Consider the following 20,520-nt stretch of genomic DNA (forward strand, 5'->3'; position numbering starts at 1 on the left):
CCGCTAAGATCGTCGCGAATTCTGGAGGAGATACCGATGAGGATTGACGGCGGGTGCCATTGCGGCGCCATCACCTATGAGGCCGAGGTCGACCCGGAAAAGACCTCGATCTGCCACTGCACGGACTGCCAGCAATTGACCGGCACAGCCTTCCGCGTGACGGTTCCAGCCCCGGAAAGCAACTACCGGATCACCAGCGGCTCGCCGAAGGTCTACATCAAGACCGGATCCTCTGGCGCCAAGCGCGCGCAGGGCTTTTGCGGCGACTGCGGCTCCCATCTCTACGCGACCTCGGTCGGCGATGGGCCGAAGATTTATGGCATCAGGGCCGGTACGTCGCGTCAGCGCGAGGAACTGGTTCCGAGAAAGCAGGTCTGGCACCGCTCCGCATTGCAATGGTTGCCGGAATTCCACGATATGACGACCATCGAGGAACAGTAGAGCCGGTTCAGTCGCCGTCCTCGACAACCCGCAGCCTGAGCTGGCCGGTCTTGGAATCGGCCACCCGCGTCCCCGCTTCAGCCTTGCGCGGCGCCTCGGCTTCGCCTTCGCCGAACTCCAGCGCCTCGATCTTCTGGCCGCGCTTGGTCACTTTCGACGTCGAGACCAGGATGTCGTCGATGTCTTTCGCCGACTGGGTAAAATGCGTCTGCAGCCGGCGTACCCGCTCGTCGACACGCCCGACATCCTCCATCAGCCGGATCACCTCGCCCTGGATCAAATGCGCCTGCTCGCGCATGCGGGCGTCCTTCAGGATCGCCTGGATGACCTGGATCGACAGCATCAACAGCGACGGCGAGACGATGACGACGCGGGCCCGGTGCGCCTTCTGCACCACCGCCTCGAAATTCTCGTGGATCTCTGCGAACACCGATTCCGACGGAACGAACATGAAGGCGGTGTCCTGCGTCTCGCCCTGGAGCAGGTATTTGTCGGCGATATCGCGGATATGCACCTCGATATCGCGCCGGAAGGCCTGCGCCGCGGCCTTCTGCATCTCCGCGCCTTCGGCGGCGCGGATGGCGTTCCAGGCTTCGAGCGGAAATTTGGCATCGATGGCGAGCGAGGGCGCGCCGTTCGGCATCCGTACCAGGCAGTCGGGCCGGCTGCCGTTCGACAGGGTCGCCTGGAATTCGTAGGCGCCATGCGGCAGACCGTCGGCGACGATCGCCTCCATGCGCGACTGGCCGAAGGCGCCGCGCGTCTGCTTGTTGGAGAGGATCGCCTGCAGTTGCACGACCTGGCCGGCCAGCGACTGGATGTTGCCTTGCGCCGTGTCGATCACCGCCAGTCGTTCCTGCAGTTTGGCCAGGCTCTCATGCGTCGATTTGGTTTGCTCGGTCATGGTCTGGCCGATGCGGCCGGTCATGGCGTCGAGACGCTGGCCGATCGACTGGGTGAGCTCGGCCTGCCGCGCCCCGAACACTTCGGCAATTGCGCCCATGCGGCCCTGCATCTCGGCCTGCGCCTGCAGGATGCCGGCCATCCGCGCCTCGGCGTCGCGGGCATGGTCGGCGGCTTCCGCGGCTGCTATCGTCCGCGCCCTGGCCGAGCGCCACAGCGCGATGACCAGCGCAAGGAAGAGGCCGAGAAAAAGGACGGCGCCGAAGGCCAGCATATGGCCGAGCGTGATCGTGCTGGCGCCGAGCCGGGCCACGGGTTCGGAAAGGATGGAGCTCAGGTCGTTCATGCGGGCAGCATAGATGATTCGGCTCTCCGGCACAGATCAAAACGTGAACAGGTCGAAAGCGCCCCGGTTGACGCTTTTCGCACGACGTCTTAGGTGAGACGCCATGTCGATCAAGCCGCTCATCATCCTTCCCGATCCCGTCCTGCGCCAGCTGTCCAAACCGGTCGAGCGTGTCGATGCGCCGTTGCGCAAACTGGCCGGCGATATGCTGGACACCATGTATGACGCCCCCGGCATCGGCCTGGCGGCGATCCAGATCGGCGAGCCACTGCGCATGCTGGTCATCGACCTCGCCAAGGAGGACGAGACGCCGGCGCCGCATGTCTTCATCAATCCGGAAATCCTCGAAAGCTCGGACCAGCGCTCGGTCTATGAGGAAGGCTGCCTGTCGATCCCGGACTATTACGCAGAGGTCGAGCGTCCCGCCGCGGTGCGAGTGAAGTATCTCGACCGCGACGGCAAGCTGCAGGAGATGCAGGCCGAAGGGCTGATGGCGACCTGCCTGCAGCACGAGATCGACCATCTCAACGGCGTGCTGTTCATCGACCACATCTCGAAGCTGAAGCGCGACATGGTGGTGAAGAAGTTCAAGAAGCTCGCCAAGGACAAGGCGCCGGGCAAGCTGGTGGGCTAGGGGTCATGCCCCTTCGCGTCATCTTCATGGGCACGCCGGAGTTTTCCGTGCCGACGCTGCGCGCGATTGCCGAAGCCGGCCATGAAATCGTCGCCGTCTACACGCAGCCGCCGCGTGCCGCCGGCCGGCGCGGGCTGGAGCTGACGCCGTCGCCCGTGCAGCGCGAGGCGGAGCGGCTGGGCGTCGAGGTCCGCACCCCGACATCGCTCAAGGGCGAGGCCGAGCAGCAGGCATTCGCCGCGCTGCGTGCCGATGTCGCCGTGGTCGTCGCCTATGGGCTTTTGTTGCCAAAGGCCGTTCTCGAGGGGGCCAGGCTCGGCTGCCTGAACGGCCATGCCTCGCTTCTGCCGCGCTGGCGCGGAGCGGCTCCCATCCAGCGCGCCATCATGGCCGGCGATGCCGAAACCGGCATGATGGTGATGCGCATGGAGGAGGGTTTGGACACCGGACCGGTGGCGTTGCTTGAAAAATGCGCCATCGAACCCGATATGACCGCCGGCGAACTGCATGACCGTCTGATGGCTCAGGGCGCTTCGCTGATGGTGGAAGCGCTCGCGCAGTTGGGGATAAATTGTCTGACATTTGTCCAACAGGCGACTGTGGGGGTGACCTACGCCCGAAAGATCGATAAATCGGAGACACGCGTAGACTGGACGCGGCCTGCCGGCGAAGTCCACAATCACATTCGCGGCCTCTCGCCCTTTCCGGGCGCGTGGTGCGAGGTCGACATTGGCGGCCGCATGGAGCGGCTGAAACTGCTTCGCTCGACGCTCTCGGATGGCGTCGGCGAGTCGGGAGGAATTCTCGATGACCGGCTGACGGTCGCCTGCGGGTCAGGCGCGGTCCGGCTGGTCGAAGTTCAACGGGCGGGCGGAAAGCCCGCCGCCGCGCAGGAGTTCTTGCGCGGGGCCAAGATCGAAAAAGGAACGAAACTCTCATGAGCATGATGTCGATACGCGCGGCGACGCCGCGGGATCGCGAGGCGATCCGCCTCGTCGAAGAGCATGCCTTCGGCCAGCAGGCGGAGGCCGGACTGGTCGACGCGCTGGTCACCGGCGGCGATGCCGTCGTCGAGCTGGTGGCGGAAGAGGACGGCCAGGTGGTCGGCCATATCCTGTTCTCCAGGCTTTTCGTCCAGAAGGGCGCCAAGCAGTTCGCGGCCGTGGCGCTGGCGCCGCTGGCGGTCGAGCCGTCCTTCCACGGCACCGGCATCGGCGGCGCCCTGATCCGCGAGGCGCATGTCCGCCTCAAGGAAGCCGGCGAGACGCTTGCCGTGGTGCTCGGCGATCCGTCTTATTACGGTCGCTTCGGCTACACCCATGCCCGCGCCGAGAAATTCGAGAGCGAATACCAGGGCGAGGCGCTGCAGGCGCTGGCCTGGGGCGATGCTCCCGAGGCCGGCAAGCTGGTCTACGCTTCGGCCTTCACCGCGCTTGCCGCCTGACGCATGTCGCCCAAAAGTGCGTGGCGGTTTTGGGACAACGACATGCATGAAAATAAGAACTTGAAGCGCGTCGCACGAGGCCGTTCAGGCGCGGCGCGCTTCAAGTGGCGAGCCGCCGCCTGATATGCCGCGTTTTCGCCTCGACATCGAATATGACGGCAGCCTTTTTGCCGGCTGGCAGCACCAGGCGGATCAGCCTTCGGTGCAGCAGGCGATCGAGCAGGCGATCGAAAAGTTCTGCGGCGAGGCGGTAAGGCTCCGCGCGGCAGGCCGCACCGATGCCGGCGTGCACGCCACCGCCCAAGTGGCGCATGTCGACCTGGTCAAAGCCTGGCCGGGCGACAAGGTGCGGGACGCCGTCAACGCGCATCTGCAGGCCGCCGGCGCTCGCATCGCCATTCTCAAGGCCGCTGTCGTCGCCGACGGCTTCGACGCCCGCTTCTCCGCCACCGGCCGCCACTACCTCTACCGCATCCTCAACCGGCGCGCGCCCGCGGCGCTGGAGAAGGGCAAGGTCTGGTGGGTGCCGAAGCGGCTCGACGCCGAGGCCATGCACGAGGCGGCCAAAGTGCTGCTCGGCCGCCATGATTTCACGACTTTCCGCTCGACCCAGTGCCAGGCCGAAAGCCCGGTTCGCACGCTCGACCGGCTGGACGTCAGCCGTTCGGGCGACATGATCGAGGTGCGGAGCTCGGCGCGCTCCTTCCTGCACAATCAGGTGCGCTCGATGGTCGGTTCGCTGAGGCGCGTCGGCGACGGCTCCTGGACCGCCGCCGATCTCAAGGCTGCGCTCGACGCCCAGGACCGCGCCGCCTGCGGCCAGGTGGCGCCGCCCGACGGGCTGTTCCTCATCGGCGTCGATTATCCGGAAGGATCCTAGCCCTCGACCCCCGTCGGGATGGTGATGCCGAGCAGCGCCTGCAGCCCGAACAGCACGGCCAGCGAGGCCACGAACATGCCGGCGAAGACCGCGGTGCCGACGGCGGCGCCCCTGCCGATCACGGCATTGGTCATGCGCCAGGTCAGTATCATCGAGACCGCGAACAGGAGCAGCGACACCAGCCCGGGGACCTCGTCGGTCGACGGCAGGAAAAGCCGGATCAGCGCCGACGGCAGCATCAGCCAGGCGATGATCGCCGACGCCCAGTTGCTGGCCACGACATAATGGACGAAGCGGCCGCCAATGCCGACGCGCGGCGCGATCAGCGCCAGGCCGACCAGCGGCAGCACCCAGGAGCCGATATCGACGGTCGCCAGCCGCAGAAGCATGCTGAAGCGGCCGGCAAAGGCGTTCGGATCGCCGATCTCATTGGCGATGCCGACCCAGCCGACGATCAGCGCCGGCGCGGCCACGACGATGGCGAAGAAGGAATTCCAGAAACCGTCCGCCGACAGGTCGAGCAGGCGCAACCCGTCGACCTTGCCGAGCATCAGCCGCCAGGCGCCGGCCAGCGAGGCGTAGGTTTCATCAGCCGACAGCATGGTCCTGCCCGAACCAGTCTTCGATGAAGCGCTGATAGATCCCGGTCAGCGTTTCCAGATCGGCAAGCGCGACGCGTTCGTCGACCATATGCATGGTCTGGCCGACCAGTCCGAACTCGACCACCGGGCAATAGTCCTTGATGAAGCGGGCGTCCGATGTGCCGCCGGAGGTGGAAAGCGCCGGCTTCCTGCCGACCGTCGCCTTGACCGAACCGCTCAGCGTCTCGATCAGCCGCTCGTCGCGGGTCAGGAAGACGTGGCTCGGCCGGTCGCGCCAGACGAGCTCGTAGTCGACCGGGGTCTTCTTGCCTGGCCGGTACTTCTTGCGCCCAGCCGCCTGGTCGAGGCGGTTGTGGATCTCGGCCTGGATGGTCTCGGCCGTCCAGGTGTCGTTGAAGCGGATGTTGAAGGTGGCCGTCGCCTTGGCCGCGATGACGTTGGTGGCCGGATTGCCGACGTCGATCGAGGTGACCTCCAGATTGGTCGGCTGGAAATCCTTGGTCCCCTTGTCGAACACCGGATGGAGCAGGGTGTCGACCAGGCTGATCAGCCCGCGTACCGGATTGTCTGCAAGCTGCGGATAGGCGGCGTGGCCCTGGCGCCCGTTGACGGTCACGCTGCCAGAGATCGAGCCGCGCCGGCCGATCTTGATCATGTCGCCGAGCGTGTCCGGATTGGTCGGCTCACCGACGATCGCGGCGTCCCATTTCTCGCCCTTGCCCGCCGCCCACTCGAGCAGCTTCACCGTGCCGTTGATCGCCGGCCCTTCTTCGTCGCCGGTGATCAGCAGCGAGACAGAGCCCTTCGGCCCGCCCGCCTTCTCGACATGGCGCGCCACCGCCGCGATGAAGCAGGCGATGCCGCCCTTCATGTCGACGGCGCCGCGGCCATACATTTCGCCATTCGCGATCTCGGCGGCGAAGGGCGGGTGCGTCCAGGCCGTCTCGTCGCCGACCGGCACCACATCGGTATGGCCGGCGAACATCAGATGCGGTCCGTTGCCGGAGCGCCTTGCATAAAGGTTCTCGATGTCCGGCGTGCCGTCTTCAGAGAACACCGGACGCTCGACGGCGAAGCCGAGCGGCTTCAGCATCGTCTCCAGCGCGGCGAGCGCGCCGCCTTCGGCGGGCGTCACCGAGGGGCAGCGGATCAGGGCGGCAAGGTTTGCGGCGGGGTCGGTGGGCAATTTCATGGGCAAAGCGATAATCGAAAGCGAAAGGCCTGTCACGACCAGACGTCATGGCCGGCCATGGCGCCGACATTATGGTTTTCATGTCGTATAGTCGCAGACCAAGGTGAGACTATCGCATGGCCAGGGAAGAAAAGACCATCGCCATTGCCGGCGCCGGCAGTATCGGCTGCTATGTCGGCGGCTGCCTTGCGCTCGCCGGACGCAAGGTGGCTTTGCTGGCGCGCCCGCGCGTCGAGGCGGCGTTGCGCAAGGATGGCTTGCGGGTCAGCGACCTCGATGGCCGCGACCGCCGCATCGCGCCCGCGGCGCTTTCCGTCACCGCCGATCCAGCCGAGGCCCTGGCCAGCGCCAATATCGTCCTGGTGACGGTCAAGAGCGGCGCCACCGAGGAGATGGCCGCGCTCATTGCGGCGCATGCCAGCCCGGAAGCAGTGGTGGTCAGCCTGCAGAACGGCGTCGACAATGCCGAGAAACTGCGGGCAAGGCTTGCCGGGCGACACGTGCTTGCCGGCATGGTGCCGTTCAATGTCGTGCAGACACCGGAGGGCGAGGCGCCGTTTCACGTGCATCGCGCCAGCGAGGGCAAGGTGATGATCGAGGACGGCGTGGCCGGCCTTGCCGGCCTGCTCGACGTCGAAGGGCTTGGCGTCGAAACCCATGTCGATATGAAGGCGGTGCTGTGGGGCAAGCTTTTGATGAACCTCAACAACGCCTTGGTGGCGCTGTCCGATCAGCCGTTGGCAACCGAACTGGCCGACCGCCGCTGGCGGCTGATCCTGGCAGCCCAGATCGACGAGGCGCTGGCGGCGATGCTGGCGTCGGGCATCCGGCCGGCGCGCATTGCCGCCCTGCGTCCGGCGCTGCTGCCCAAGGTGCTCGGCCTGCCCGACTGGCTGTTCCGGCGGCTGGCGCGCCGCATGCTGGCCATCGACCCCGAGGCGCGTTCGTCCATGTGGGACGACCTGCGGCGCGGCCGGCCGACGGAGATCGGCGAATTGCAGGGCGCGGTGCTCGCGCTCGCCGAACGCTCCGGCGTGCCGGCGCCGATGACGGAACGCGTCGCCGCCCTGGTACGCGAGGCCGAGGCGGCACGGCGCGGTCCGCCGGGGTTGGCGCCGGAAGCGGTCAGACCTGATCGTCGATCAGGGTGATCTTCTGCCAGATCTTGCGCGACAGGTTGGAGGCCAGGTTCTCGACGTCGTTGACGCCGTCGATGACCACGTCGTCATTGACCGACTGCGCGAACAGCGCCGCGATCTTGCCGGTGATCGACAGCATCTCCGAGCAATAGTCGAGGTAGCGGGCGAGGTCGGCGGCATTGGTGATGCGGGCCGGCGAATGCGAGGTCGGCTTGAAATTGGCCGACAGCGTCGCCGGGTCCTTGGTCAGCTGGTGCATGTCGATGACGTGGATCAGCGAGCGCAGGCCGTGCAGCTGGCGGAACACCTGCTTGCGCTTGATGCGCTCCTCGGTGCGGATGAGGGCCAGGAAGCCGACGATGGCGAGGATGAACATGTTGAGCGAGGCTTCGATGCCTTGCACCGACTGGACGGCGTCGCTGGTCCGCGAAAGCCGGTCGAGCGGCAGGATGGTGCCGACGAAGACGAACACCAGCGCGCCGGCGACGACGGCGGCGGCGATCAGGCCGCGCAGCCACCAAAGCGGCGCCTCCAGCGCCTTGGCGCCCTTTGCCAGGTCGCGCGACAGCGACACCAGTTCGGCGGCGACGCCGCGAAGGCCGGCGTCGGGAAAACGCTCGGCGACGCGCTCCTCCAGCCGTTCGGCGGTCTCGATGATCAGTTTCGGATCGAGCGTGCGGTAGCGCATGGCGAAAGATGGTCGCTCAGGAATCGGCCGGCGCGTTGGTGCGCCTGCCATAGCGGTTGGGCCCGGGTTGCCCCGGAAACAGGCACAGCACGAGGAAGGCGACGATCGAGACGACCGGCACGAACAGCACCAGCGCCGCGATGCCCGGCTTGTCGAGATCGTGCAGCCGCTTCACCGCCAGAACGATGTTCGACCAGAGCGAGCCGACAAAGGCGATCAGGAAGATGAACGACCACATGTTGCTCTCGGGCGAACCCTCCGGCACCAGCGTGAAGCGATAGAGCGGAAACGCCTGGACGATGGCGACCAGCAATCCGCCGAGAAAATAGGCCGCGCGGCTGACGCGGCCCGAGGTTTTGAAGAAAAGCCAGGTAAGGTCGGATTTTTCAGGCAAGCGGATCCGGTCCATACTGATTGGCGCCCCTGGTGCCCTCAAGGATGCCGAGTTCCACAAGCAACCAGATGCCGCCGATGATGGGTATGAGGCCGATCAGCGTCCACCAGCCCGACTTGTTACGGTCGTGCCAGCGTTTGGCGTAAAGAGCAAACGCGAAATAGATCGATGCCAGCGTGACGATGATACCGATGATGCCGACCTGGCCGCCGCTGGCCGTGGTGAAACGAGTGCCGAGGATCGAATCGAGGATGAAGGCAACGATGCCGATGGCAATGAATATGCCGATGCCGGCCCAGAACTTGGCGCGGTTGATGCGGCCCTCGAAGCTGGTCAGAAGATACTTCCAGTCCATGACGCCCCTCCGTGTTGAACCCGCGCGACGGAATGTCGCGCCGGCGGAAGGTGCGTCTGTTCGCGGAAAAGATCAATCGCGAAGCAGCTCGTTGATCGACGTCTTGGAGCGGGTCTTGGCGTCGACCCGCTTGACGATCACGGCGCAGTAGAGGCTAGGGCCGGGTTCGCCATTGGGCAGCGGCTTGCCCGGCATCGAGCCGGCGACGACCACCGAATTGGCCGGCACTTCGCCATAGAACACCTCGCCGGTGGCGCGATCGACGATCTTTGTCGACTGGCCGATGAACACGCCCATGCCCAGCACCGAGCCCTCGCGCACGATGCAGCCCTCGACCACTTCCGAGCGCGCGCCGATGAAGCAATTGTCCTCGATGATGGTCGGGCCGGCCTGCATCGGTTCCAGCACGCCGCCGATGCCGACGCCGCCCGAAAGATGCACGTTCTTGCCGATTTGGGCGCAGGAGCCGACCCCGACCCAGGTGTCGACCATGGTGCCCGAATCGACATAGGCGCCGACATTGACGAAGGATGGCATCAGCACGGCACCCGGCGCGATGTAGGCCGAGCGGCGCACGATCGACGACGGCACTGCGCGGAAACCGGCCTTCTCGAAATCCACCGCGCCCCAGCCGTCGAACTTCGACGGCACCTTGTCCCACCAGGCCGCCTGGCCGGGACCGCCCTTGATGATCTCCATCGGGTTCAGCCGGAACGAGAGCAGCACTGCTTTCTTCAGCCACTGGTTGACGTGCCACTTGCCGTCGGCCTGGCGCTCGGCGACACGGGCGGCGCCGCGGTCGAGCAGGTCGAGCGCGGCCTCGATGGCGTCGCGCGTTTCGCCCCGCGTCGCGGTCGAAATCGTGTCGCGCTCGTCAAAAGCCTTCTCGATGGTCTTTTCGAGGCTCGCCAGATCGGGCTTCGACATCAATTTGCTCCGTTACCAAGCTGTTAAGGGGCAACGCCTTAACCTGTTTCAAAGTCGCGCGGACCCTATGTGAAGGTCTGATAGGGGTCAATCGCGACTGCGTCACGGGACGGCGCAAGTGGAGAAAGTGGACGGGTGGATTTGATGACTCCCATGGAAAAGGCGGGATGGACGCCGCTGCCGCATTCGGATGAGGATCTGGAGCGGGCAAAGAGCGTGCCGGATACGCCGCAGACACGCGCCGACACCTACAGGCTGGCCTGGAACGATCCCGACTTCATGACGCGTCGCGAATTGCGCGCCGTCAGGCTGCAGCTCGAGCTGCTGAAGCCGGAGATGATCCTCGCCGAGCGTGGCATCCAGTCGACCGTCATCCTGTTCGGCGGCGCTCGCATTCCGGAGCCCGGCGGCGACGCCTGGGCGGCGAAGAACGAGACGCAGAAGAAGAACCTCGAGCTGAACAGCCGTTATTACGAGGAGGCGCGCAAATTCGCCCGTCTCTGCTCGCAGCATTCGGCGGGGTCCTACTATCGCGAATTCGTCGTCGTCACCGGCGGCGGGCCTGGCGTCATGGAGGCGGGAAACCGCGGCGCCGACGATGTCGGCGCGCCGTCCATCGGCCTCAACATCGTGCTGCCGCACGAGCAGGCGCCGAACGCCTATGTGACGCCCGAGCTCTGCTTCAACTTCCACTATTTCGCCATTCGCAAGATGCATTTCGTCATGCGCGCCAAGGCCGTCGCGGTGTTCCCGGGCGGGTTCGGCACGATGGACGAATTCTTCGAGACGCTGACGTTGATCCAGACCGGCCGCATGGAGCGCGTGCCGGTGATCCTGTTCGGCAAGGCCTTCTGGCAGCGCGCGATCGATCTCGATTTCCTCGCCGAGCAAGGCACCATCACGCCCGGCGACCAGGACATCATCGATTTCGTCGACACCGCCGACGAGGCCTGGGCGATCATCAGCCGCTTCTACAATCTCTGACCGGCCCCGCAACTCGCCCCTGGGCCGACGCTGTCCGCTATTGCAGCTCGGCCAGCCATCCGACCGATTGCGCGAAGCGCACGATGGCCGCCCGGGAGTGGAGTTCGAGCTTGTCGGTTGCCCTGGTCCGGTAGGTCTCGATGGTCTTTATGCTGAGATTGAGCCGCGAGGAGATCTCCTTGTTGCTGTAGCCGAAGGCCACCAGCTGGATGACCGATCGCTCCCGTTCGCTCAAATTGCAGGCATCGCCTTGCACGCTGCTGCGTGGGCTGAGGATGCGCGCGGCCAGTGCCGGGTCGACGTAGTTGTCGCCGGCCAGCACGCAGCGGATGGCTTGCAGCAGATCTGTGGTCGTCGACCGCTTGACCACAAACCCCCTGCCGCCCGCGGCCAGCACCTGACGCAGGCAGCCGGGATCCTCATGAGCCGTCAGCGCGATGCACTTGAGGCTGGGGTACCTTTCGAGAAGCCGCTCGATGAGCATGACCCCATTGACGCCAGGAAGCGAGATATCGATCACCGCGACGTCAGGCAGGGCCTTGCCGATGGTTTCGAGGGCCTCGTCCGCATTCGCCGCAAGTCCGACGATCGTCATGTCCACCTGGCCATCGATCATCGCGCCGATGCCGGACAGGACGATCGGGTGGTCATCAACCACGAATATCCTTCTACGCGACACCCTTAACCTCCATCAGCCTGTCAAAGGTCCATCACGTGGAGAGATCCCCTTGCCCTTGATGGTTCATGACAGCTCGTCCCGAACGACGGGAGGAGCGCGTCTATCCCTGCAAACCCTGAGCGGGAGCAGTGGGTCGGACATCTCGTCGAACCCTCGCGCTGATTGTAAGCCGCAGCCAGTGGTCTCGGATGTGGCGCGCTTCACGTAGCCCGTCGCGAAGCTGGAGCGCTGTCGTGGTTTCGTTCAAGACCGTGTGAGAACAAATGCCTGGAGCGGATCACATTGCCGTCGACGATCGTGCCGGCTCGCGGCCCAGGCGGGGCCCTCAGTCCGTCAAGGCATATCGGCAAAGAGGGGCACATCGGCATAGAGGGTGGTCCCCCTGCCCCTGGCCGTTTCAATCGACAGTTCGCCTCCGATCAGCGCGAGGCGCTCTCTCATTCCCGCAAGCCCCAGGGCGCGGGAGCCGAGCGTGGCGTCGGCATCGAACCCGCGGCCATCGTCCTCGATCGTAAGGCGCAGCCGGCGATCGCAGATGTGGGCCGTCACGCTCGCGCGGCGCGGCTGAGCATGCTTGCCGATGTTGGTAAGCGCCTCTTGCGCGACACGGTACAGGGTCAGGGCAATCTCGGGGGCGAGTGGCCGCGAAAGCGCCTCCAGGTCCATGTCGCAAGGGATATCGAGCTGAGCGCACAGCATGGCGGCGAGGTCCTCGACGCAGGCGCGAAGCCCCAGGTGATCCAGGTCTGCGGGCCGCAAATTCCAGGCGGCAGCGTGTACCCTGGCACTCAACTGATCGACGAGCATGGCAGCCCGCGTGAGGCGCTCACCCTGTTCCGGGGACCCTGCGCGGATGCCGTGCAGTTCGAGCGCGACACTGGCCAGCATCTGGCCGAGATCGTCGTGAAGCTCCCGCGACAGGCGCCGGCACTGTTCTTCCTGCACGGCGATCAAGCGCCGCGCCAGTCTCCGGCGCCGGGACTTTGAAGTGTCGCTCTCGCGCGTGTCGATACCAGCCCGCATCGCCCCTTCTGTTCTCTTGCCGCTACGTCCCCTTGTTTGAAGCAAATCCAGGCGGAAAACCGTTCCACGCTTTTCCTGGAATTGCTCTACAGGACTTGCCGTTCACGGATTTGTGAGAAAAGGCCCCGAATTTCTGTCTCTCTGCGCAATATACACCCACATACGCCCTTATGCCTGTCAGTTTTTTCCCGGTCCCGTCGGCTTTTCCCGACAAGGACATCAGCTGAAAAACTGACAGGACATGCCGATCAGCCCGAATGTCCGGTCGCCATTTCTGCGCGCATTCTTCTTGCGTCGTCTCGGCCATCTTTGTTGCGGCCGGGAAGTTCAACGCAAACCAAGGAGAACGTCATGAGGAAGATCATTCTGGCCGCGGCTGTCCTGTCGGCTCTGACCGGTACGGCGTCCGCTGTTTCGATCGGCAGCGGCAACGGCAACGGCAACGGCAACGTCGGCGTCGGCAACGGCAATGGCAACGGCAACGCCAATACCGGCGCCTTCAACGGCAACTTCAACGGCAACGGCAATTTCGGCTTCGGCAACGGCAATGGCAACGGCAACGCGAATGCCGGCGCCTTCAACGGCAACTACAACGGCAACCTCAACGCCGGCGCCGCGAACGGCAACGGCAACGGCAACGGCAATTTCGGCCTCGGCAACGGCAACCTGAACGGCAATGCCAACTTCGGCCTCGGAAATGGCAATGCCAACGGCAACGGAAACTGGGGCATGGGCAACGGCAACGGCAACGGCAACGCCAACCAGTAGCATCGAAAGATGCTGACGCTTCTGGGATCGCCGAGCCAGCGCCGTCCCCCCGCGCAAGGCTTTCGCGACGTGTCGCCGGCGGTCCCAGTTTTTTCGAAGCGAAGTTATGGAAGGAATTCGCACATGAAATCGCGCGTCCCAATGGCGCTGTGCCTGGGCCTGCTCAGCGTCACCGCCGCGAAAGCCGACGGCACGACAGGCACCCAGGCCTTCAGCATGTCACGCGTCCAGCAAAGCGTCGGCCGCTACGGCCAGTCCATCGGTTCGGATGTCCGCGGCATGAATCCGCTCGGTTTCTCGGGCGGCAATGTCGGTTACAAGAACAGCGGCAGCGGCAACGTCGGCGCCTTCAACAGCGGCACCGGCAATGTCGGCGCCTTCAACGGCAACGACAACACATCGTCGACGAGCGGAAATCAGAATGTCGGTGCCTTCAACGGCAACGGCAACACCGGCGAATATGACGGCAACGGCAATATCGGCGCAGGGAACGGCAACTTCAACGGCGGTTCCTACAACGGCAACGGCAATGTCGGGGCCTTCAACGGCAATTTCAACGGCCGGGGAAACAACCGATGACCGGTCCGAGATCGCCGAGGTCCGCTTCGCCTCGCAAGCGCCAATTGGCGGCGAGGCTGCTTGATGGAAACAGCCTCGCGCTCGGCACGCTGCTTGCCGCGATGCTTGCCGCCGACGCCTCGGCCCTGGTCAGGATTGCCGACCTTCCGATCGGTGTTGCCAACGGCCTTGGCAACACCGGCAACTTCAACGGCAACGGAAACTCCGGCAACTTCAACGGCAATGGCAATCGCGGCAATTTCAACGGCAACGGCAATGCCGGGAGCTTCAGCGGCAACTTCAATGGCGGCAACTTCAACGGCAACGCCAATTGCGGCAACGGCTTCGGCAACGGCAACGCGTCGGACGGCAATGGCAACGGCCGAGGAACTGGCGGCACTCCAGACTGGTGCCGGTTCCTGAAGGACCTGAATGGCCGGCTGGGACTGCCGCCCGGCACGATCCCGGACTTCACGCTGAAATAGCCGATGCCCAACGTTCAGCATGCCGCCTGCGCCGCTGCGCACCGGCGGCATGCGCCGGCGATCCGGTCACGCCGTGACTTCGACGATCGCCGTCAGGAAGCTGGCGAGGTCGTCGGTGACGAAATCGACGTCGTCCTCATTGGCCGGGTCGCGCTCCCAGATCTCCGCGAAGGTCGGCTCGAAATTGCGCGGCACCACCAGCACCGTCGTCATGCCCAGCGCTTTCGGCACCGAGAGATTGCGGGCAAGGTCCTCGAACATCACCGCATTGTGGCCGGTGACGGAATGCAGCTCGGCGAACCGCTCATAGGTCTGGCGCGCCGGCTTGGGGTTGAGCCCGGCCGCGACGATATCGAAGATGGCGTCGAAATGCTCAAGGATGCCGAGCTGTCGCGCGGTGCGCTCGGCATGCCTGCGGTCGCCATTGGTGAAGATGAACTTGCGCCCGGGAAGCTGGCGGATCGCTGCCCCGAGCACCGGGTCGGGCACCAGCCAGGAATAGTCGATGTCATGCACCTTTTCGAGGAAGTCGTCCGGGTCGATGCCGTGGCGCGTCATCAGCCCGTTCAGCGTGGTGCCATACTCCAGGTAGAGTTCCTTCTGCAGCTTGCGCGCCTCATCGCGGGGCAGCGTCAACAGCTCGCCGACATAGGCCGTCATCTTCACGTCGATCTGCGCGAACAGGTTCGAATGGTGCGGGTAAAGCGTGTTGTCGAGATCGAACACCCAGTCCGTGACATGGGCGAAGCGGGCGGGGTCTGGCAGCGTGGTCATGGGCTCCTTATGGCACGAAACAGAATCTTCGACAGGGGATTTATCCACAACTTATGCGCGCCGCGCGCGACGAAAATCGCGTGTCGTTTCAAATTTTAGCCATCGCCGAAAGGTCGCCTTCAGCGCTTGCTGGCACAGAAGCGGTTCTGTGGGAGTCAGCGATGAATCGCCTATTTCTGAAGTCCGCCGCGGTCGCGTGCGCCTCGGTAGCCATCTCGCTTTTGTTGACGCTGATCATCATGCCGGCACTGGGCGTCCCGCTCAGCCGCGCGATCTGGCTGACCTCCACCGTGTTCCCGCTGATCCTGGCCTGGATCGCCAGCGCCACCACCTTCTGGCAAACCGACAGGCTGAAAAGCGCGCATCGCGAACTCGCCCGGGCGCATGCCCAGCTTGCCACCGCGCACCGGCGCCTGTCGGAAAAGGCGAGCCGCGACGACATGACCGGCATGCTCAACCGCGAAAGCTTCTTTGCCGCCCTCGACGGCTCGCGGCGCAAATCCGATCGCGGCGCGCTGCTGATCATCGACGCCGATCACTTCAAGATGATCAATGACAGCTACGGCCATCTGACCGGCGACGACGCTCTTCTGCTGATCGCCAGCGCCATCGAGCGCGGCGTGCGCAGCGGCGACGTGCTCGGCCGCATCGGCGGCGAGGAATTCGCCGCCTTCCTGGTCGGCGCCACCACGCAGGAGGCCAAGCGCGTCGCCGAGCGCGTCCGCCGCGAGGTCGAGCTGATCCGTTTCCGCCCGGTCGACGAACGCACCGTGCCACTCACCGTCTCAATCGGCGGCACCATATGCGGCGAGGGTGTCAACGTGTCCGAGCTGATGCGCGCCGCCGACCGGCGGCTCTACGAGGCCAAGCATCGTGGCCGCAACCTGTCGATCCTCGACCGCGATGTCTCGGAAGCCGCCTGAGATCCACCTGCGAAGAGCGCGCCCCCGCCGGCAGGCTCGCGAAATCCTAACCATGTTCGCATTCAACCGGGACGCTTATCCGGTTGTGAGGGAAGCCTGCGCTAGCATTGGCACGAAACTGGCTTTTGCTGGCGGGCGTGTGCCGTTCAGGAACGCCATGCGTGGATCGAGGCCCCCATCGAAAGACGTGTCATGAGCTTCTTCATCAAGAAAATGTCGCGCCGCGCCATCGTGCAGGCGCTGGTCGCGCTGCCGGCCCTGTCATTGTTCCGCAACCAGCCCGTCGTCGATCCCCCCAACGCCGACCCAAATGAGATCGTCGAGGTCAATGGCTGGATCCTGAAGCGGAGTGACCTCGCATGATCTTCGACAGCTACGAGGCCTTCCGCGCGTCGAATTTCGCCGCCAGGGCCTGCATCCTCGGCTCCGGCCCGGCCGGCACCACGATCGCCAGAAAGCTGGGCGCCGCCGGCATTCCCGTCGTCGTGCTGGAGGCCGGATCGCGCGAATTCAGCGACGAATCGCAGGACTTCTATCGCGGCGCCACCGTCGGCGATCCCTATTTCGATCTCGACATCACGCGGCTGCGCTTCATGGGCGGTTCGTCCAACCACTGGGCCGGCTGGTGCCGGGTGCTCGACAGCCAGGACTTCGAGCCCAAGGCCTGGGCGCCGGACACCGGCTGGCCGATCAGCCGCGCCGACATCGAGCCCTATCTGGGAGAAGTCCACGACATCCTCGAGCTTCCCGACTTCCGGCCCGATGTGCCAATCTCGGACGACATCCGCTGGGTGCAGCTGATCAAGAGTCCGGCCGTGCGCTTCGGCGAGAAATTCGCCGACGAGCTGGACAAGAGCAAGAACATCGCCGTCGTGCTCAACACCTATGCGACCGAACTTGCCGGCGACGGCAAGCGGGTGACCGGCGCCAGGCTGTGGTCGAACGGGCAGGATGCCGGAACCTTCAGCGCCGACTACTTCATCGTCTGCACCGGCGGGCTGGAGAATTCGCGGCTGCTTCTGTGGTCGAACCAGCGCTCGAACGGCGGCGTCGTGCCGAACGCCGCGGCGCTCGGCCGCTACTGGATGGAGCACCCGACCTTCGAGGGCGGCAATGCCATCTTGGCCGACTATGGCGAGTTCGAGGTCGACGCCGTCAACGAGGCCTTCTTCTCGCCGACACTGCCCGCCATGGAACGGCTGCAGATTATGAATTTCGGCATCCGGCTGATCGAGACGCCCTATCCGAGCGTGAAGCGGTTGATCGCCGACCTCGCCTGCACGGCGCCCGACATGGCCGAATGGATGTCAGCCAAGCTCAGCCAGCGCCTGCGTTGCGCCGCCCAGCTCTATGTCGCCTGGGAACAGGCGCCGCTGGCCTCCAACCAGATCGAGCTGTCGAAGGCCGATGTTGACCACGCCGGCGTGCCGCGCATCGAACTGCACTGGAAGAAATCGCCGCTGGAGCGCCGCACGATTCTCGAAGGCCTTCGGCTGTTCGGCAAGACGCTGGCCGAGAAGAACCTCGGCCGGGTGCGCATCGCCGACTGGCTGACCAATGGCGAGGACTATCCGACGAATGAGGAGCTGGCCGGACACCATCATATGGGCGGCACGCGCATGGGCACGGATGTGACCAAGAGCGTGGTCGACGCCAATTCGAAGGTGCACGGCATGGATAATCTCTATGTCGGCGGCTCCTCGGTGTTCTGCACCTCGGGCGAATGCAATCCGACGACGACGATCACCGCGCTGGCCTGCCGGCTGGGCGATCATCTGAGCAAGGTCATCACCGTCTGAGCAATTCCAGCAACGGCGCATCGCGGTTTTCCGTCCGGAATTGCGAAAAGATCATCCCCAAAGGCAAGCGACGCCGGCAGCCGGATAGGCCGCCGGCGTCGCCCTTGCCGCGCCTATGGGGAGAATCGTCTGCCGCCGGCTTAAAGGCCGTAGACGGCGATGCGCACCAGCACGGCTGCCGCCGCCAGCGCCACCAGAAGGATGCCGAGGCCGATCGGCGAACCCCAGCCATACCATTCCATCGCCAGCTTGGCGTATTTGAACTCCTCCTCGTGCGAGAGGGGAGTCCGCTGCTGAATCAAGCTCATTTTTCGCTCCTTGTCAGCGACCGGGACCTTGCCTTGCGCAGGCTGCGGCCGCATATTGCTACTGTCTTCTTAATGTTAGACAGATTGATAGTTAGATGATCGAAATAAAATCGTCAAGCTCGAATCGCGCCGATATGGCGGCAGCCATCAGTCTCGCCATCATGCGCTGGCAGGATGCGACGCAGGCCTATGACGAGGCGGTGGGGGCGAGGCTCGGGCTGAACGCGGCGGAGCGCCAGTGCCTCGGGCTGCTCCATGGCGGCGCCCAATCGGCGGGCGCGATCGCGGTCGCGACCGGGCTGACCCCGGCCGCGGTCACCGCGCTGATCGACCGACTGGAGGCGCGCGGCCTGCTGACGCGCACGCGCAGCCTGGAGGACAGGCGCAAGGTGGTGATCGAGGCGACCGACCTGACCCGCGAGCTCTCGGCGCGCTACTATGGCGCCATCGCGCGTGATGGCGAAAGGTTGATCGCCAGCTTCAGCGATGCCGAACTCGCCGCCGTCCAGCGCTTTATCACCGCCGCGCTCGACCTGCAGCGCGAGCAGCTTGCCCGGCTGAAGGCCGAGGCGCCGCAAGCCGGCTGACCCCGAAGCGCCGGAGCTGTCCGAGCGGCGCTTGCAAATATTCGGAGCGGTTCAGCCGCCCAATCAGCGACTGAACCGCTCTGAACGCCGGCGGGGCGACGCCGACCTCGAGGCGCGACGCGCAGAGCCGCCGCGCGTCAAGACCTTGTTTGGTGCATGGCTCTCAGGACCGCTGCGCGCTCTTTGAGAGCGTTAGACCGTCGCCGGGTCGAGCGCCGGCTTGCCCTTGTGGCGGGCGACGACGCCGGCGAGATCGGCGCTGCCGAAGGCATCGCGCAGGACGTCGAAGGACGGCAGCACGAAATAGGCGCGCTGGAACTTGTCGATCTCGTAGCCGGTGCGCATCACCGTCTCGAGGTCGAAGGGCACGTGGTGCGCGTCCTTGCCCTCGACGGCGAACTGCAATTCGGTGAACGACGACATCAGCCCGGCGCCGAAAGCCTTCAGCGGCTGGCCGGCTTCCCGGATCAGCCCATATTCGGCGCTATACCAATAGAGACGGGTGATCATCTCGTCGCCGCCGAGCGCGATCACGTCCTCCGCCTTCTCGCCGTACATCTGCATGAAGTCGGCGAACACCGGCTGCGTCAGGATCGGCACATGGCCGAAGAAGTCGTGGAACATGTCCGGCTCGACGATGTAGTCGAGCTCTTCCTTCGTCCGCAGCCAGTTGGTGACCGGGAAGCGGCGGTTGGCGAGGTGATCGAAGAAGGGGGCCGCGGGGATGAGGCCCGGCACGGCGACGATCTCCCAGCCGGTCAGCTTGCGCAGCCTCTCGCTGATCGTGTCGAAATCCGGGATCCGGTCGAGCAGGCCGAGTGCGGCGACGCCGTCGAGATAGGAGCGGTGAGCGAGCTTTTGTGTCAGCTTGGTCTGGCGGTCGCACAACGTGCGCCACACCGCCTGCTCGTCGGCGCTGTAGCCGTAGCCCTGCGCCACGGTGAAATCGGCACGGCAGACCGAATAGTCGCCGCGCAGGCCCTGCGCCTCGCATTCGCGGGCGTAATCGGCAACGCTGATCGTCATGGCTGTTCTCCTGGCGGATTCATGAGTGGCAATCGTGTCGCCAATTTAGCCGGAGGCGGCGAGGCAATTCCGCTTTCCTAATGGTCCGCTCGCGCTATTTGAGGTAAAAGAAGCTATCGAAAAGCTGCTGGAGAGTGAAAATGCCTCAGTTTGACGATTTCGAGATCAAGATGCTCGACATCCTGCAGCGCGACGGACGCAAGCCCGTGTCGGAACTGGCGCAGCAGATCGGCCTCTCGACCACGCCTTGCGCGCGGCGTTTCGAGGCGCTTCAGGACGCCGGCATCATCAAGGGTTTTGCCGCCGTCATCAGCCGCCGCGCCGTCGGCCTGACGGTCGAGGTGTTCATCCAGGTGCGGCTGGTCAGCCACAGCGACGGCTCGCCCGAGAGCTTCATCGCCGCCGTGCAGCGCATGGACGAGGTTTCGTCGTGCTGGACGATGACCGGCGACCACGATTTCCTGCTGCATGTCATGGTGCCTTCGGTCGACGAGCTCAACTCCTTCGTCATGCACCGGCTGATGCGGCTCGACGGCGTCCGCGACGTCCACACCCAACTCGTGCTGCAGAACATCAAGGGGCCCGGCCACGTGCCGCTCGGGCATCTCAGGAAGTAGCCACGCGCCATTTTTTGCGGAAAAGCTGCACCGAAACTGCTGAA

The 20,520-nt window shown here is 64.9% G+C and carries 27 protein-coding genes; 15 read left to right on the forward strand and 12 right to left on the reverse strand.

Annotated features, from left to right (window positions below; all coding sequences use genetic code 11):
• Positions 1-36 precede the first annotated feature (36 nt).
• Complete coding sequence (locus EN857_RS26720; protein ID WP_127309302.1) at positions 37-441, forward strand: GFA family protein; 405 nt, start codon at positions 37-39, stop codon at positions 439-441.
• Between the two features lie 7 nt (positions 442-448).
• Here the strand turns inward: EN857_RS26720 and EN857_RS26725 are convergent, their stop codons facing one another.
• Positions 449-1,690, reverse strand: coding sequence for a DNA recombination protein RmuC (locus tag EN857_RS26725; protein WP_135859363.1), 1,242 nt, complete (start codon positions 1,688-1,690; stop codon positions 449-451).
• A gap of 103 nt (positions 1,691-1,793) precedes the next feature.
• On the opposite strand from EN857_RS26725, the gene def reads away from it, so the two are divergent.
• From def to truA, 4 genes are all read left to right on the forward strand, one after another.
• Positions 1,794-2,324, forward strand: coding sequence for a peptide deformylase (def, locus tag EN857_RS26730; RefSeq protein ID WP_127284668.1), 531 nt, complete (start codon positions 1,794-1,796; stop codon positions 2,322-2,324).
• Between the two features lie 5 nt (positions 2,325-2,329).
• Complete coding sequence (gene fmt / locus EN857_RS26735; protein ID WP_135859364.1) at positions 2,330-3,265, forward strand: methionyl-tRNA formyltransferase; 936 nt, start codon at positions 2,330-2,332, stop codon at positions 3,263-3,265.
• Positions 3,262-3,768, forward strand: a complete 507-nt coding sequence (locus EN857_RS26740) for an N-acetyltransferase (protein WP_127309305.1) — start codon at positions 3,262-3,264, stop codon at positions 3,766-3,768. The genes fmt and EN857_RS26740 overlap by 4 nt, the downstream gene beginning before the upstream one ends.
• A gap of 124 nt (positions 3,769-3,892) precedes the next feature.
• On the forward strand, positions 3,893-4,648 hold the full coding sequence (truA, locus tag EN857_RS26745) for a tRNA pseudouridine(38-40) synthase TruA (RefSeq protein ID WP_127309306.1): 756 nt from the start codon (positions 3,893-3,895) through the stop codon (positions 4,646-4,648).
• Here truA and EN857_RS26750 read toward each other — a convergent pair.
• Both EN857_RS26750 and dapE read right to left on the reverse strand, forming a co-directional pair.
• Complete coding sequence (locus EN857_RS26750; RefSeq protein WP_127284664.1) at positions 4,645-5,250, reverse strand: transporter; 606 nt, start codon at positions 5,248-5,250, stop codon at positions 4,645-4,647. The two genes, truA and EN857_RS26750, sit on opposite strands and share 4 nt — an antisense overlap.
• Positions 5,237-6,442 carry a succinyl-diaminopimelate desuccinylase gene (gene dapE, locus EN857_RS26755; RefSeq protein WP_135859365.1) on the reverse strand — a complete coding sequence of 402 codons (1,206 nt, stop codon included), beginning with the start codon at positions 6,440-6,442 and terminating at the stop codon, positions 5,237-5,239. The genes EN857_RS26750 and dapE overlap by 14 nt, the downstream gene beginning before the upstream one ends.
• Before the next feature lie 116 nt (positions 6,443-6,558).
• Here dapE and EN857_RS26760 point away from each other — a divergent pair, with 116 nt between their 5' ends.
• Complete coding sequence (locus EN857_RS26760; protein WP_135859366.1) at positions 6,559-7,593, forward strand: 2-dehydropantoate 2-reductase; 1,035 nt, start codon at positions 6,559-6,561, stop codon at positions 7,591-7,593.
• Here EN857_RS26760 and EN857_RS26765 read toward each other — a convergent pair.
• From EN857_RS26765 to dapD, 4 genes are all read right to left on the reverse strand, one after another.
• Positions 7,568-8,269, reverse strand: a complete 702-nt coding sequence (locus tag EN857_RS26765; RefSeq protein ID WP_127284661.1) for a hypothetical protein — start codon at positions 8,267-8,269, stop codon at positions 7,568-7,570. The genes EN857_RS26760 and EN857_RS26765 overlap by 26 nt on opposite strands.
• 16 nt (positions 8,270-8,285) lie before the next feature.
• Complete coding sequence (locus EN857_RS26770; protein WP_245478396.1) at positions 8,286-8,663, reverse strand: DUF805 domain-containing protein; 378 nt, start codon at positions 8,661-8,663, stop codon at positions 8,286-8,288.
• Positions 8,656-9,018 (reverse strand): DUF805 domain-containing protein, encoded by a 363-nt coding sequence (locus EN857_RS26775; RefSeq protein WP_127284659.1) that lies wholly within the window; start codon positions 9,016-9,018, stop codon positions 8,656-8,658. The genes EN857_RS26770 and EN857_RS26775 overlap by 8 nt, the downstream gene beginning before the upstream one ends.
• A gap of 72 nt (positions 9,019-9,090) precedes the next feature.
• Complete coding sequence (dapD, locus tag EN857_RS26780; RefSeq protein WP_127391850.1) at positions 9,091-9,945, reverse strand: 2,3,4,5-tetrahydropyridine-2,6-dicarboxylate N-succinyltransferase; 855 nt, start codon at positions 9,943-9,945, stop codon at positions 9,091-9,093.
• Positions 9,946-10,089: 144 nt separating this feature from the next.
• Between dapD and EN857_RS26785 the strand changes: the two genes are divergently transcribed.
• On the forward strand, positions 10,090-10,929 hold the full coding sequence (locus EN857_RS26785) for an LOG family protein (protein ID WP_127284657.1): 840 nt from the start codon (positions 10,090-10,092) through the stop codon (positions 10,927-10,929).
• A gap of 37 nt (positions 10,930-10,966) precedes the next feature.
• Here the strand turns inward: EN857_RS26785 and EN857_RS26790 are convergent, their stop codons facing one another.
• Positions 10,967-11,587, reverse strand: a complete 621-nt coding sequence (locus EN857_RS26790; RefSeq protein WP_245511348.1) for a response regulator transcription factor — start codon at positions 11,585-11,587, stop codon at positions 10,967-10,969.
• Positions 11,588-11,941: 354 nt separating this feature from the next.
• On the reverse strand, positions 11,942-12,553 hold the full coding sequence (locus EN857_RS26795) for a sensor histidine kinase (protein WP_245511350.1): 612 nt from the start codon (positions 12,551-12,553) through the stop codon (positions 11,942-11,944).
• Positions 12,554-12,982: 429 nt separating this feature from the next.
• Between EN857_RS26795 and EN857_RS34930 the strand changes: the two genes are divergently transcribed.
• The 3 genes from EN857_RS34930 (at position 12,983) to EN857_RS26810 (ending at position 14,442) form a co-directional block, all read left to right on the forward strand.
• Entirely contained in the window at positions 12,983-13,399 is a 417-nt protein-coding gene (locus EN857_RS34930) for a hypothetical protein (RefSeq protein ID WP_189340673.1), read from the forward strand.
• 123 nt (positions 13,400-13,522) lie between these two features.
• Positions 13,523-13,978 (forward strand): hypothetical protein, encoded by a 456-nt coding sequence (locus EN857_RS26805; protein ID WP_127391852.1) that lies wholly within the window; start codon positions 13,523-13,525, stop codon positions 13,976-13,978.
• Positions 13,975-14,442, forward strand: a complete 468-nt coding sequence (locus tag EN857_RS26810; protein WP_135859368.1) for a hypothetical protein — start codon at positions 13,975-13,977, stop codon at positions 14,440-14,442. Before EN857_RS26805 ends, EN857_RS26810 begins: the two co-directional genes overlap by 4 nt.
• Positions 14,443-14,508: 66 nt before the next feature.
• Here EN857_RS26810 and EN857_RS26815 read toward each other — a convergent pair whose 3' ends face one another.
• On the reverse strand, positions 14,509-15,216 hold the full coding sequence (locus EN857_RS26815) for a pyrimidine 5'-nucleotidase (protein ID WP_135859369.1): 708 nt from the start codon (positions 15,214-15,216) through the stop codon (positions 14,509-14,511).
• A gap of 161 nt (positions 15,217-15,377) precedes the next feature.
• On the opposite strand from EN857_RS26815, the gene EN857_RS26820 reads away from it, so the two are divergent.
• The 3 genes from EN857_RS26820 (at position 15,378) to EN857_RS26830 (ending at position 17,938) form a co-directional block, all read left to right on the forward strand.
• On the forward strand, positions 15,378-16,139 hold the full coding sequence (locus tag EN857_RS26820) for a GGDEF domain-containing protein (RefSeq protein ID WP_135859370.1): 762 nt from the start codon (positions 15,378-15,380) through the stop codon (positions 16,137-16,139).
• Positions 16,140-16,331: 192 nt separating this feature from the next.
• Positions 16,332-16,502 (forward strand): hypothetical protein, encoded by a 171-nt coding sequence (locus EN857_RS26825; RefSeq protein WP_135859371.1) that lies wholly within the window; start codon positions 16,332-16,334, stop codon positions 16,500-16,502.
• Positions 16,499-17,938 carry a GMC family oxidoreductase gene (locus tag EN857_RS26830; RefSeq protein ID WP_135859372.1) on the forward strand — a complete coding sequence of 480 codons (1,440 nt, stop codon included), beginning with the start codon at positions 16,499-16,501 and terminating at the stop codon, positions 17,936-17,938. The genes EN857_RS26825 and EN857_RS26830 overlap by 4 nt, the downstream gene beginning before the upstream one ends.
• Before the next feature lie 140 nt (positions 17,939-18,078).
• On the opposite strand, the gene EN857_RS34935 is transcribed toward EN857_RS26830, so the two are convergent.
• Positions 18,079-18,246 (reverse strand): hypothetical protein, encoded by a 168-nt coding sequence (locus EN857_RS34935; protein ID WP_187331341.1) that lies wholly within the window; start codon positions 18,244-18,246, stop codon positions 18,079-18,081.
• Positions 18,247-18,341: 95 nt separating this feature from the next.
• On the opposite strand from EN857_RS34935, the gene EN857_RS26835 reads away from it, so the two are divergent.
• Positions 18,342-18,833 (forward strand): MarR family transcriptional regulator, encoded by a 492-nt coding sequence (locus EN857_RS26835; protein ID WP_135859373.1) that lies wholly within the window; start codon positions 18,342-18,344, stop codon positions 18,831-18,833.
• 192 nt (positions 18,834-19,025) lie between these two features.
• On the opposite strand, the gene phhA is transcribed toward EN857_RS26835, so the two are convergent.
• Positions 19,026-19,859: a phenylalanine 4-monooxygenase gene (gene phhA, locus EN857_RS26840; protein WP_135859374.1), complete on the reverse strand. Its 834-nt coding sequence runs from the start codon at positions 19,857-19,859 to the stop codon at positions 19,026-19,028.
• 140 nt (positions 19,860-19,999) lie between these two features.
• On the opposite strand from phhA, the gene EN857_RS26845 reads away from it, so the two are divergent.
• The gene (locus tag EN857_RS26845) at positions 20,000-20,476 is read left to right on the forward strand and encodes an Lrp/AsnC family transcriptional regulator (RefSeq protein WP_127310941.1); all 477 of its coding nucleotides are present in this window, start codon (positions 20,000-20,002) and stop codon (positions 20,474-20,476) included.
• Positions 20,477-20,520: the final 44 nt, after the last annotated feature.

The organism is Mesorhizobium sp. M4B.F.Ca.ET.214.01.1.1 (genome assembly GCF_004791545.1).
Taxonomy (GTDB): Bacteria; Pseudomonadota; Alphaproteobacteria; order Rhizobiales; family Rhizobiaceae; genus Mesorhizobium; species Mesorhizobium abyssinicae.